Consider the following 12,748-nt stretch of genomic DNA (forward strand, 5'->3'; position numbering starts at 1 on the left):
GTGATTTTTTCAGACCAGTATTCTCGCCCACGATCGCATCGTCTTTCCACACTCCTTGCCGGGCCCCTTGCAGCAGTTCTATTGGTTGGGTGCGGTGTACAAGGTGCCTATGACACGAACGCAGCTCTACGTCAGGAGCTTCCTGAGGCACATAGCTTGAGCGATCCGCGAAGTTTCGAGGGAGTGAGTGCGGTTACTGATTTCGATGAGATCGTTCCCGTCACAGACTCCGCGCAACCACACCTTCCTGTGGAATTAACCGATGCCGATGGCTACGATGTCGAAGTCACCGATACCTCCCGAATTGTGGCACTTGATCTCTATGGAACTTATACCAAGACCTTGCGAGGATTGGGTTTGGGCGACAATATTATTGGGCGCACCATTTCCTCTAGCGAAGAGTCCTTAGCTGATCTCCCCGTGGTCACTCAAGGTGGCCACACTATTAACGTGGAGGCAGTGCTTTCTCTGGAGCCCACTCTCGTCATCGTGGATCATTCGATTGGGCCTCGCGATGCTATCGATCAAATTAGAGCCGCCGGGATTACAACGGTGGTGATGGAACCCTCGCGCACCATCGAATCTGTCACCGAAGATATTATGACCCTCGGTGCCACCGTTGGCCTTAATAAAGAAGCTGAAGAATTAGCGCGGCGCACCGAGGCGGAAATTGCTAAAGATAAAGCCGCTATTGATGAGCTCATCCCTGCTGAGCCTATGCGAATGGTCTTCCTCTATGCTCGCGGCAACGGTGGTGTTTTCTTCATTATGGGTGAGGGCACGGGTGCCAAGGACCTCATCGAGGGGGTAGGGGGAATTGATCTTGGTACTGAGTACAACCTGTCCTACGCGGAGCCTGCAAACGCTGAAGCTTTAGCCAAAATTAACCCCGAAGTAATAGTGATGATGAGCGGTGGTCTCGAGTCCACGGGTGGCATTGACGGACTCCTGCAACGTCCTGGCGTGGCACAAACGATCGCCGGTAAAAAGCGCCGTATTGTCACGCTTCCCGATGGACAATCGTTGGCCTTTGGCCCCCTAACTGGACAAACTCTCCTGCGATTGGCAAAGGCGATCTATGCCCCCGAGCAATAATAAGGCTGCACCACTTATTGCTGAGAGCGGCCACGAAGTCTTTGCCCGCAGGCGCACGAGGCGACAATATACCACTGTGATTCTGCTGGCCTTGGTGATTCTCGCATCCTTACTGTCCCTTATCCTGGGCCAATTCTATATTCCGTTGAAGGATGTACTACCGCTGATGGCAGCGGGACCTGGTCAAGATAATCTTGCTGGAAACGTGATATGGGAGATTAGGCTCCCACGTATCGTGCTAGGGCTTCTCGTTGGTGCGGCCTTAGGGGTCGCGGGAACTCTCATGCAGGCCGTTTTTGCCAATCCACTAGCCGAACCCTCCATTATTGGGGTGACTGCGGGTGCCGGTGTGGGCGCGGGACTCGTCATCGTCTTTGATATCAACCTCCTGGGCACCTTCACAGTTCCGCTCGCGGCCTTTATCTCTGCTGTTATCGTGACAGTGGTCATCTATCAACTTGCTCGATCCCAGGGGAAAGTTCAGGTCGTGAACCTGATATTGACAGGGATCGCGATCAATGCGGTCTGCGGAGCCATCATTTCCTTCATGGTTTATCTTGCGCCAACCGCCAACCGAGAGCAGATCATTTTCTGGCAAATGGGTTCACTTAATGGCTCCCAGTGGAAACACGTAATCGTGGTCGCGCCCATAGTCTTGCTCGGCCTGGTGATGGCTCTGCGTTTGGGACGCACCCTGGATGTCTTGGCGCTCGGCGAGCGCGCCGCGGGGCATACGGGCGTGAATGTTGCGACACTGCGCATTATCGCGATCGGGGCCTCAACTGTCCTCACCGCCGGAGCCGTGGCTTTTGCAGGTCTTATTGGGTTTGTTGGCCTCATTATTCCGCATGTGTTGCGCACCATTTTAGGTCCCGAGAATAAAATTTTAATCCCCACCTCTGCTGCAGCTGGAGCAGCGCTGATCGGCTTTGCCGATGTTTCAGCGCGCACCATGATTGCTTTTGCTGATCTCCCCATCGGTATTTTCACTGCCTTTGTCGGCGGCCCTACATTCTTCATTCTGCTCCGCCGCATGATGAGAAAGGGACTCCATTGATTTCAGCGTCTCATATCAGTCTCGATCTTGGCGGCCGCACCCTTCTAAACGATATATCCTTCACCGCTGAACCTGGCCATGTCACCGGTCTTATTGGCCCTAATGGGGCGGGGAAGTCGACCCTGCTTGCTGTTCTCTGTGGTGATCTTGAACGGCGCACAGGCACGGTGGATATCGCCGGTGTCGACCCAGCGTCGGCAAGCAGCAAGGAACTTGCACAACGGCGCGCGGTTATGCTCCAAGATGTGAGCGTCTCTTTCGAATTCTTAGTGCGAGATGTGGTGGCCATGGGACGCAGGCCGTGGGAGGGAAGCGAATATGAGGCGCGCGATCAAGCCATTATTGATGCCGCATTGAGTGCGACTGACACATCCCACCTCGCCGGACGCGATATTGCTACTCTTTCGGGAGGAGAACGTGCTCGCGTTGCCCTCGCTCGGGTGCTGGCGCAGCAAACTCCTGTCATCATGCTAGATGAACCTACTGCAGCACTCGATATTAAGCATCAGGAACAAGTCCTAGGTTTGGTACAAGCGATTGCTCGAGCGGCGGGTGTCGCAGTGGTGGTGGTGCTGCATGACCTCAACGCAGCCGCTAGTTACTGCGATAAGATTATTTGCCTAGCCAACGGTACAATCGCGGCTATGGGGTCGGTGGACGACGTCTATACCGCTGAGACCCTCAGCACGATCTACGGGTGGCCCATTGAGGTCACGCACAATAACGGTGTGATCAGTGTGCATCCCAAGCGCCGCTGCCATACCCCATCTGCCACTGAATTTATTAGCCTCCTGCAGTAGGATATCCCCGTCTACCTTCGGATCTGACCGAGAGGGCCCATTATGAAGACCATTGTGACCGCTACCGCCATAACCGCAGCACTGTGTAGCCACAATCTTGCAATCGCGAATTCCGCCCCCACCGAGACTGTAATTAGTTGTGCGAACCCAGGCTGGTCTATTACCGGCGGCACATTAGCGTGGGGAATCAAAACCTCGTGGCGTAGCTATATTACCGGCACTATCGCTAAAGGCGACTGGGGCACCACAGACAATGTGACCGATAACGGGTCATTAAAATCGGCGGCGGATTTCCAGTTCCGCATGCCCATCGATCCCTCCACGAGCCGCCTAGCTCTCAATCCTGATGGCAGCATTCACTCTGCCGATATTGAAACGGCACCGGGTGGAATAAGCTTCACCGGCCATAAAGGAGCACTAGCGTCAACATTCCTCTCGCCCTATATCCGCATTGTCGACGGCGAAGTTCGGGCGGGAACAAGCTATGAAGGTTTCTATGTTCCTGGTAAATCAATGACGCGATACCAGCCTGAGGATCGCACTGCCGCTAATCGGGTAGAAGGTAAAGATACCTTCGGGACCTCCCGAGACTTCAGTTATCACCACAATTCTCAACCTGGTGCAGATGACACCATGACAATAACGCTTAGCGCCGAGAATCTGAGAATTAAACCTCAGCCAGGCACCCAAATTCGAGAGATCAACGGGCAGCAGCAGCAATTCATAGAGGGAGTCGATATTGTCTTCCTCGGTACCTATAACCAAGACTACAGGCCAGAACTCGACGATATTACTGTCAGCCTTGATGTTCAGCCCCGCTGCTTGGATGCCACAGCCGCAGCAACTCTACGCCGCGACCTAAGCAAGGAAAGCCTTCCGTCCGAGTATGCACATAGTCGCAACAAACCCACCCGATTAAGCCCCGCTATGGTGGAGGCGCTTAAAACGCTCAACCCTACGTCGCCTGTCGGGCAGATCGCGCCAGAGGATCCGAGTAATGATGACACCCAGGGTCCTTCCGATGCTCCAAAACCTTCCGCAGATTCCTCCCAATCAAGTAATGCTGACAACAAGCAACAGGGGAGTTCCGACCCTGACTTTGGGTCCATCAGGCAGGTGTGGTCGACCATGTTGGCGGTGATCGCGGCTATGGCGAGCATTATGGTGGTGGGGAAGATGCTCGTGGATATTGCCCGACCTTTCCTCTTGGAACATCAGGGGTAGCAGACGGGCGATTAGCCCTTAATATGCTCAGCAAAATGATGAGGTCCTATAGTGGGACTACTCGTGGGAGGTATTGAGAATTTAGGGTTGCCTATATAGAGTAACTGTAGAAATTGTGGCGCGCCCATTGCGCCTAGCACTAAAAGGAGATTCACGTTCTTATGGCACGTACCCGCATCGCCCTCGTTGCAGCCACATCCTTGGTCGCATCACTACTCAATCCCGTAAATGCGCACAGTGCCGAAATGGTGTCGCCTACGTGTACCCAGCCTGGCTTTGTTGTCAGTAAAGGCACGCTGAAGTGGGGCATTAAGCAAACCTGGCGCAGTTATATTCAAGGCCCAGCACAGGGGCGGTGGTCCCTCGAGGGTGCGGTCGGTGACAATGCGGCTCGCCGTACGTCCAGCGAGTACCAATTCTTTTTCGATGTGGATCCAGCCACCACTCGGTTAGTGGGCACCCTGGATGAGAATGGCTCGCTGAAGATCTCTGAGGCTGTCGTAGGTACGAAGAAGTCCCAGATTAACTTCACTGCTCACGAGGGCAAGTTGGCCACCACCCTTCGTTCGCCCTATATCAAAGTGGAAGGAGGGCAAGCAGCAGCCGGCTCTAGCTATATCTCCTATTATGTCCCTGGAAAAGAGATGATGGAGTACGAAAAGTCCGATCTCACCAGTAGCAATCGCCAAGTGGGGACTCAAGAATTCGGTGCCGGTGCTGCGTCCACGTGGGTGATGGAAGAGAATAATACTGTAACGATGAAGGTCACCGGGATGCACTATCGTCCGCAGCCTGGCACTATGGCTGGCATGGTAAGCGGAATCGATACGGCTTTCCTTGGGCAGTACGATGAGCTGGCTCCGCTCGACGACGCCACCCTTGAGCTTAAGGTTCAGCCCCAATGTCTCGACACAGTGAGCACCGCTTCTCTAGGCTATGAAGATAACTTACCCGCAGCGCCAGGTGATAAGCTTGACGCGAACCCTAGCGATCCGAGTACCCCTGAATCCTCCCTTAGCGTCGGCGCCATCGTGGGTATTGTTATAGCGGCAATAGTTGGTGTCGTAGGACTGCTCGCAGCAGCTCTGCAGGCGCTAGCTCCTGGCCTCATCCGCTCCTAAAAACGCCCGTTACTACTATAAGGATAGACACCCTATGTCATTTTCACCCTCCCAGCGCTTCCTAAGTGTTACCACCGCGACCATGATGGCATTGTCTCCTGTGGTGGTGGCGCCCGCAGTTACGGCAACCGAGGCCGTGGTCAAGCAACAAGATGGTTCGCAACCACTTGTTAAAGGCACCTTTGTGTGGGGTTTCCGGAGCAGTTTGGTGCGTTATATCGAGGGGATCATCGCCCAGGGAAAGATTGAGGTCACAGGTCCCGCTACCCGGCTGTCGGGGGATAAGGCCAATGAATTTTCATTCCCTCTCGACCCGGCTCGCTCCTCTATCGATCGAGACGGCAACGGCGAACTGAAATTTGACGGCGGCGTGCATTTCTTCGGGCACCAGCAAGCCGACCGCACCTGGTCTCTCGACGTCGAGCTGAGCAATATCACCCTGCTCGTGGAGGGAGTAAATGTGACGGTACTAGCTGATCATATTACAAAGGGGGATCTCTCCTCTGCCCCAGGAAGTGAAATTAAAGATGGGGTGAAGCAGATTTCAGGTCAACAGGTACGCCTCGCTCAATTTACTCTCGCTGCCCCACTGGTGGATAAAGAGGCAGGTGGCTATTCCTTTATCAACCAGGACACCGCCACCACGCTGGAAGGCTTCACCCAGGCCTTCCTCTCTGATACATATAAGCCTGGAGTCGCTCTCGACGGCCCCGATCTCACCGTGATCAATCGAGAGAATAAACCGGTAGAGAGCTACGGCGGCGAAACTCTCGTCACGAGTGAAAATCGCACGAAGATCATCGTGGGCTCCATTTTTGGTGCGCTTGCCTTTATTGGGGCACTGATCGCCCTCCTGAAGGAAATCGCACCCCGCTTCGGCATTATGCTGCCGTTCTAGACGCCACATAGACCAAAATAATGACCGCACCGACTATCGGTGCGGTCATTATCTTATGGGTTATGAGAGGTTGAGACGATCGATAATGGTGTTAAATTTTGCTACCGGGCGCATGACCGACTGCAGGGTAGTCTCATCGGGTTGGTAGTATCCCCCCAAATCTACTGGATCACCCTGGAGAGAGATGAGCGCAGCGTCGATCTCTGCGGCGTGCTCCTTGAGCTCGCGGGCTACCGGGGTGAAAATCTCGCGCAACTCGGAATCAGATTCTTGGGCAGCTAATTCCTCAGCCCAATAAAGGGTGAGGAAGAAGTGGGAGCCGCGATTATCAATTTCGTGAACCTTCCTCGAAGGCGATTTTCCATCTTCTAAGAGGCGTTCGGTGGCCTTATCGAGGGCGTCGGCAAGCACTGCCGCTGGTGTGGACTCGGTGGTGCGGGCAATATGGCGCAGCGCCTCGGCGAGTGCGAGGAATTCCCCGAGAGAGTCCCAGCGTAAGTGATTCTCCTCTTGAAGCTGCTGAACGTGCTTCGGGGCGGAACCGCCGGCCCCTGTTTCGAAGAGGCCACCACCTGCCATCAGGGGGACGATGGAGAGCATCTTCGCTGAGGTACCCAACTCCAAGATAGGGAAGAGATCCGTATTATAATCGCGCAATACGTTGCCAGTCACCGAGATGGTGTCCTCGCCCCTGCGTATACGCTCGACGGATATCCGGGCCGCCTCAACGGGCGAGGCGATGGAGATATCGAGCCCATCGGTATCGAGCTCGGATAGGTAAGTGTTGACGAGTTCGGTGAGCACGCGGTCATGGGCACGCTCAGGGTCGAGCCAGAATATAGCAGGAGTGTGGGAGATGCGGGCGCGTTCCACAGCTAGCTGAACCCAGTCGCGAATGGCTGCATCTTTGGTCTGGCAGGCTCGCCAGATATCACCTGCTTCCACTTCATGGGAGATGAGAACTTCTCCCGACGATGAGATAACCTCCACAGTTCCCGATGTTGACATCCTAAAGGTCTTGTCATGGGAGCCGTACTCTTCGGCCTTTTGGGCCATCAATCCCACGTTCGGAACTGTACCCATGGTGGTGGGGTCGTAGGCGCCGTGAGCCTTGCAATCTTCAATGACCGACTGGTAAACGCCCGCATAGGATGAATCAGGGATGATCGCGAGGGCGTCTTGTTCTTCATCATTACTATTCCACATATGACCTGCACTGCGGATCATGGCTGGCATCGAGGCATCGACAATGACATCGGAAGGAATATGCAAATTCGTAATTCCCTTATGAGAATTGACCATAGCTACATCGGGTCCCAATTCGAGAGCTTTGTCGAATGCGGCCCTAATTTCGGGACCATTCTCGAGGTTCTCCAGGCCTGAGTAAATAGCGGCTAGACCATTTTCCCCATTCAGGCCATGGGCGAGAAGTTCGTCGCCGAATTGTTCGAATACGTCGTGGAAATAAGCCCGCACGACGTGGCCAAAAAGAATCGGATCGGAGACTTTCATCATGGTGGCTTTAAGGTGAATGGAGAAGAGGACCCCCTCCTTTTTTGCTCGAGCTACCTGAGCAAGAAGAAATTCATCGAGAGCCCGTGCAGACATAAAGGTAGCATCGATGACTTCACCAGCGATAACAGGAAGTTCCTCGCGCAGTACCTCGACGTCCCCAGAGCTAGTGCGTACCTGGATTTTTAAAGTATCGTCCTGTTCGATGACCACGGATTTCTCATTATGGCGAAAATCATTAGCTTCCATGGTGGCCACATTGGTCTTGGAATCAGCCGACCACGTACCCATATAGTGCGGGTTTTTCTTGACGAAATTTTTAACAGCTTGCGGCGCACGGCGATCGGAATTGCCCTCGCGTAGTACTGGGTTGACTGCCGAACCCTTGACCGCATCGTAGCGGGTGCGGATATCCCGATCGGTATCACTGTCCGGATGATCGGGGTAGTCGGGGAGTTCGAAACCCTGGGACTGCAGTTCCTTGATAGCGGCTTTGAGCTGGGGGAGAGAGGCAGAGATATTGGGGAGTTTAATTATGGTGGCTTCAGGAGTGGTGGCGAGGTGTCCGAGAGTTGCCAGTGCATCATCCACTCGCTGATCGGGAGCGAGATAATCTGGGAATTGGGCAAGGATGCGGCCCGCGAGTGAGATATCGCTGCTGACGACGTCGATGCCCGCTGTCTTGGTAAAAGCTCGTACCACAGGCTCGAGTGAATAAGTGGCAAGAAGTGGAGCCTCATCGGTGCGGGTCCAGAAAATCGTTGACATCAGTCTCCTTAGATTTGTCGATATGTGAGCTAGTAAACTACTCAGGGTTTTCTCCTCAAGAATACCTATTTTGTTATCTATGTGGATTAACTCACCTTCTTTATATATCTAGCTGTAGGTTTGTCGTGGACTCTCGGGGGTAGAACCAGTAAAGATCTCTTATCGGGAACTTTGGGCATTGCGGCTATAGTCCGATGAGCCTGGATATAAAAATTAGGTGCAGAAAAGTAATGAAGGACACAGCGGGCGGTCGTCTTTTATTTTGACCACCTTCGAGCCGGCAAAGGTGCGGGCTGGAAAGGAAGCAGGTAGCTTAAGTTCACGTGACCACCCAATCAGCTCAAGAGAAAAGAAGAACCGTGCCACATAAGCCGCTGCGCCGAGTGATTCCCCGCCAAGACGAGATCTCTACACGCCAGCGCCTTATTGTATGGATCGCGCTCGGCCTTGCTGGGTTTGCCATCGGTGTAAATGAATTTGTCACTATGGGGCTGCTCCGCAATATAGCTGAGGCCTTCAACCTGACCGAAGGAACAGCCAGCCTCATCATCTCTTCTTATGCCCTTGGTGTGGTGCTGGGAGCTCCCCTTATCACCGCCTTTACCGGCATGATGCCGCGACGTCGACTGGTGCTCATTCTCATGGCAGCCTTCACCTTAGGCAACGCTATGACCGTCGTATCGCCCAGTTTTGAGGTCTTAGTTATAGCGCGTTTTATTGCGGCCTTACCGCACGGCGCCTTCTTCTCAGTCGCCGCCCTGGTGACTACGTCTATGGCGGACCCGCGACACCGCGGACGAGCGCTTGCCTTTGTTGGTATGGGCTTCCCACTCTCAAGCCTTATCGGTGTCCCACTCGCGCAAGCAATCGGCGTGGCCTATGGCTGGTATAACGCATATGTATTCGTTACCGTCATCTCGCTCATCACGGTTGTGGCCTTGTGGCTGCTGATGCCCCATATGAATAAGATGCTGCCTACTTCACCGCTAGCAGAACTGAGCAGCCTCAAGCGCGGGCAGGTGTGGCTATCACTTATGATCGGTGCTGTTGGTTTCGGCGGTATGTTTGCGGTTTATACCTATATATCCTGGACGATGACTCAACGCGCCGGGGTTCCCGAAACCATGATCTGGCTGGTCTTAAGCATTTACGGGGTCGGAATGATCGTGGGCAACTGGGCTGGTGGAAGGCTGAGCGATTGGAGTGTAGAGGGTGGAATTTTTGTCACCCTTGTAGCGATCGTGCTCTCCTTGCTGTCCTTCTTCGCCTTAAGTGCATGGATGATCCCAGCTATTATCAACTTCGCTGTGATCGGCGCTTCCGCTTCTGCGCTCATACCATGTTTGCAGATCCGACTCATGGATGTGGCGGGTAAAGCCAAAACCTTAGCCGGTGCTTTAAACCATTCCGCACTCAATATTGCGAATGCGGCCGGCGCCTCGATGGGCGGTGCGGTTATTGCAGCAGGTTATGGATATGCCTCGCCCGCGCTCGTGGGCGCAGGTTTGGGAGCACTCGCGATCGTGGTGTGGGCTCTGGCAGCTACGCTGCGACGTCGCCAAGGCGACTAGGTGGCTTCGATCAACCGACTGTGCGCTCACTATTTTGTCTCTTCTCGGGTAAATTGATAGTAGGTATATCTTTTTTTCACCCAAGGGCATCTTCGATTAAAGGAGCTATATTTCTCATGCAGTCGACTAAAACAATCGGCATAGTCATTCTTATACTCGGCGTCGTCTTGCTGATCGCTTCGTATTTTCTCGTCGGAGGGCATGATATTGCAGGAATGGTGGGATCTATTGGCTTAGGCATCGGCGGTGCTGGTGTGGTGAGCGGAATCGTCTTAGCTATCATCAAAGAGCCACGTAAGCAATAAGGTCTAGGAAGTTGAGGCGAGGTCGCCCACTTTTCCCTGCGGTGGTGTACCAGTAAGCAGGTGGGCTAAACTTATGGGTTTATGACGGAAAATAGCATCGCATCTCCAATGAAACGCGTCCTCTCGGGAATTCAACCTACCGCTGATTCCTACCACTTGGGCAATTATCTCGGAGCTCTCAAGCAGTGGATCGGCCTCCAAGATGACTACGAGGCATTCTATTTCATCCCTGATCTCCACGCGATAACCGTCGATCAAAATCCCGATGAGTTACGCCGCCGCACGGTTGCGGGAGCCGCACAGCTGCTCGCTTTAGGCATTGATCCGCACAAATCAACCCTCTTTGTACAATCGCACGTACCTGAGCATGCGCAATTGGCGTGGGTGCTCACCTGTATGACCGGTTTTGGGGAAGCCGGCCGCATGACCCAGTTCAAGGATAAATCTGCCAAGCGCGGGGCAGATCGAACGTCAGCTGGGCTCTATACCTATCCCATGCTCATGGCGGCTGATATTTTACTCTATCGACCCCAGCTCGTCCCTGTGGGTGAAGATCAACGCCAACACTTAGAGCTCACCCGCACTCTCGCGGAGCGATTCAACTCTCGCTATGCGCCCACCTTCCCTGTACCAGAAGGCATGATTCCCCAAGGGTCCGCTAAGATTTATGATCTCCAGGATCCCACCTCGAAGATGAGCAAATCTGCTGCCAATATTAAAGGTCTCATATCTCTTCTCGACGATCCAGCGATGTCTGCCAAGCGTATCCGTAGTGCAGTCACAGACACCGATGGGGAGATTCGCTTCGATAAAGAAAACAAACCCGGGGTCTCCAACCTCCTCGTTATCCAGTCAGCCCTCACGGGGGAGAGTGTGGCAAGCCTTGTCGATAGATATGCTGGTCAAGGCTATGGGGTACTTAAGGTAGAGACCGCAGCCGCGTTGGAGGCATTTGTGAGGCCATTGCGGGAGAAATTTGCTATGTATATGAATGACCAAGCGGAGGTAGAGAAGATCTTAGCCGACGGTGCTTTGAAGGCCCGCGAAATCGCGAGCCAAACTTTGGCAGATGTCTACGATAAGGTGGGCTTTTTGCCCAGGATGCGGTAGACTAGCGCTCCAACCCTCCCTACTGCGCGCAGGCGCAGAGGGCTGTACAGACCAATCACGAGCACATAATTATTAACGAGAAAAGACAGATTTTTGGCTACCAATAAGCACCCAGTCCGTACTAAAGAGGACGAGTATGGGATTGAACGAGCGACCGAAGATAAAAAAGGCTTGATGGATAAATACCGTGCCAAATGGGGCTGGTTTGATCATGTCATGCTCATGACCGAGCGTTATACCCAAAACGGGGGAAACCAGTTTGCCGCAGGTATTACCTATTTCTCAGTCTTGAGTATGTTCCCCATACTCATGCTTATCTTCGCTGGTATAGCAACTGTTTTGGCCAGCCGCCCCGAACTCTTGGCGGACATCAACGAGCGCATTACTGCTCAGGTTTCCGGCCAGATGGGGGAAACCCTCAATGAAATTATCGACACCGCCATTGAACAGCGTGGTGCCATGTTCGGAATCGGCGGAATCACTGCCCTATGGTCCGGCCTGAACTGGGTATTCCATCTCACCACGGGTATTTCGATGATTTGGAACTACCCCATCAAGGAAGAAAACTTCTTTAAAACAAAGCTCAACGATTTTATTCGTCTCATTGCACTATTGGTGCTCATGATCGTTGCTATTGGCATCACTGTTATCGGCAGTTCTGGTCTAACTTCCCAGCTGATCGAATTCCTTGGCCTCGAGGATATCCCCGGGATCCAGTGGATGACTACAGTGGTAGCTTTAGCCCTAGGTATTTTGGCCAACTTCCTGGTGTTCTTCTGGCTCATGAAGCGCCTTCCACGTGGCCCCGTTCCCATGAAATCGGCTTTTCATGCCAGCATTATCGGCGCTCTAGCCTTTGAAGTATTCAAGCAATTGGGCTCCCTTTTCTTCTCCAATGCCCTGAGCAACCCCGCAGGTGCGACCTTCGGCCCAATTATCGGTGTAATGGTGCTCTTCTACTTTATTTGGCGAATCGTCTTGTACTGCAGCGCGTGGGCAGCCACGACGCCGGAAGCTCTTGCTATCGCGAAGTTGGATCCACCACCTCCAGCTATCATTCGTGTCCGAGAGCAGGTCAAGGTTACTCCACTAGCATCGTCTAGTGGCGCAATCGGCTCAGGCTTAGCACTCGGAGCGGCAGTGACTGGAGTCGTGAGTTTCTTCTTGAAAAAGAAGTAATCGCCATCGCACTACCCCCGCACCCCAAAGATAAAAACTTGTGGGTGCGGGGGTAGTGTGTTGGCCCCCAACCCTATTGGAGATATGGGGGGTACCCGCCGCGGTAGG

Annotated in this window: 11 protein-coding genes; 10 read left to right on the forward strand and 1 reads right to left on the reverse strand. The window is 53.6% G+C overall.

Annotated elements, in window-relative coordinates; genetic code table 11:
• The first annotated feature begins 81 nt into the window (after nucleotides 1-81).
• The 6 genes from NXT00_RS03425 (at nucleotide 82) to NXT00_RS03450 (ending at nucleotide 6,195) form a co-directional block, all read left to right on the forward strand.
• Entirely contained in the window at nucleotides 82-1,095 is a 1,014-nt protein-coding gene (locus NXT00_RS03425) for a hemin ABC transporter substrate-binding protein (RefSeq protein ID WP_259158177.1), read from the forward strand.
• Nucleotides 1,079-2,152, forward strand: a complete 1,074-nt coding sequence (locus tag NXT00_RS03430; RefSeq protein WP_259077230.1) for an iron ABC transporter permease — start codon at nucleotides 1,079-1,081, stop codon at nucleotides 2,150-2,152. The genes NXT00_RS03425 and NXT00_RS03430 overlap by 17 nt, the downstream gene beginning before the upstream one ends.
• Nucleotides 2,149-2,952 carry a heme ABC transporter ATP-binding protein gene (locus NXT00_RS03435; protein ID WP_259077229.1) on the forward strand — a complete coding sequence of 268 codons (804 nt, stop codon included), beginning with the start codon at nucleotides 2,149-2,151 and terminating at the stop codon, nucleotides 2,950-2,952. Before NXT00_RS03430 ends, NXT00_RS03435 begins: the two co-directional genes overlap by 4 nt.
• Nucleotides 2,953-2,994: 42 nt before the next feature.
• The gene (locus NXT00_RS03440) at nucleotides 2,995-4,176 is read left to right on the forward strand and encodes an HtaA domain-containing protein (RefSeq protein ID WP_259077228.1); all 1,182 of its coding nucleotides are present in this window, start codon (nucleotides 2,995-2,997) and stop codon (nucleotides 4,174-4,176) included.
• A 161-nt stretch (nucleotides 4,177-4,337) separates the two neighbouring features.
• Nucleotides 4,338-5,297: an HtaA domain-containing protein gene (locus NXT00_RS03445; RefSeq protein WP_259158071.1), complete on the forward strand. Its 960-nt coding sequence runs from the start codon at nucleotides 4,338-4,340 to the stop codon at nucleotides 5,295-5,297.
• Nucleotides 5,298-5,331: 34 nt separating this feature from the next.
• Nucleotides 5,332-6,195, forward strand: coding sequence for an HtaA domain-containing protein (locus NXT00_RS03450; protein WP_259077226.1), 864 nt, complete (start codon nucleotides 5,332-5,334; stop codon nucleotides 6,193-6,195).
• A 60-nt stretch (nucleotides 6,196-6,255) separates the two neighbouring features.
• On the opposite strand, the gene NXT00_RS03455 is transcribed toward NXT00_RS03450, so the two are convergent.
• Nucleotides 6,256-8,475 carry an NADP-dependent isocitrate dehydrogenase gene (locus tag NXT00_RS03455; RefSeq protein WP_259158072.1) on the reverse strand — a complete coding sequence of 740 codons (2,220 nt, stop codon included), beginning with the start codon at nucleotides 8,473-8,475 and terminating at the stop codon, nucleotides 6,256-6,258.
• 323 nt (nucleotides 8,476-8,798) lie between these two features.
• Between NXT00_RS03455 and NXT00_RS03460 the strand changes: the two genes are divergently transcribed.
• The 4 genes from NXT00_RS03460 (at nucleotide 8,799) to yhjD (ending at nucleotide 12,640) form a co-directional block, all read left to right on the forward strand.
• Complete coding sequence (locus NXT00_RS03460) at nucleotides 8,799-10,046, forward strand: MFS transporter (protein ID WP_259077221.1); 1,248 nt, start codon at nucleotides 8,799-8,801, stop codon at nucleotides 10,044-10,046.
• 116 nt (nucleotides 10,047-10,162) lie between these two features.
• On the forward strand, nucleotides 10,163-10,351 hold the full coding sequence (locus NXT00_RS03465) for a hypothetical protein (RefSeq protein ID WP_259077219.1): 189 nt from the start codon (nucleotides 10,163-10,165) through the stop codon (nucleotides 10,349-10,351).
• 81 nt (nucleotides 10,352-10,432) lie between these two features.
• Complete coding sequence (gene trpS / locus NXT00_RS03470) at nucleotides 10,433-11,461, forward strand: tryptophan--tRNA ligase (protein ID WP_259077218.1); 1,029 nt, start codon at nucleotides 10,433-10,435, stop codon at nucleotides 11,459-11,461.
• A 93-nt stretch (nucleotides 11,462-11,554) separates the two neighbouring features.
• Complete coding sequence (gene yhjD / locus NXT00_RS03475) at nucleotides 11,555-12,640, forward strand: inner membrane protein YhjD (RefSeq protein ID WP_259077217.1); 1,086 nt, start codon at nucleotides 11,555-11,557, stop codon at nucleotides 12,638-12,640.
• Nucleotides 12,641-12,748 lie beyond the last annotated feature (108 nt).

Source organism: Corynebacterium sp. ES2715-CONJ3 (genome assembly GCF_024814365.1).
GTDB lineage: Bacteria > Actinomycetota > Actinomycetes > Mycobacteriales > Mycobacteriaceae > Corynebacterium.

Coding starts and splice junctions, on each gene's coding strand:
- NXT00_RS03430 (WP_259077230.1), top strand. CDS start 1,079: ATGCCCCCGAGCAATAATAAGGCTGCACCACTTATTGCTGAGAGCGGC.
- NXT00_RS03440 (WP_259077228.1), top strand. CDS start 2,995: ATGAAGACCATTGTGACCGCTACCGCCATAACCGCAGCACTGTGTAGC.
- NXT00_RS03445 (WP_259158071.1), top strand. CDS start 4,338: ATGGCACGTACCCGCATCGCCCTCGTTGCAGCCACATCCTTGGTCGCA.
- NXT00_RS03450 (WP_259077226.1), top strand. CDS start 5,332: ATGTCATTTTCACCCTCCCAGCGCTTCCTAAGTGTTACCACCGCGACC.
- NXT00_RS03455 (WP_259158072.1), bottom strand. CDS start 8,475: ATGTCAACGATTTTCTGGACCCGCACCGATGAGGCTCCACTTCTTGCC.
- NXT00_RS03465 (WP_259077219.1), top strand. CDS start 10,163: ATGCAGTCGACTAAAACAATCGGCATAGTCATTCTTATACTCGGCGTC.
- trpS (WP_259077218.1), top strand. CDS start 10,433: ATGACGGAAAATAGCATCGCATCTCCAATGAAACGCGTCCTCTCGGGA.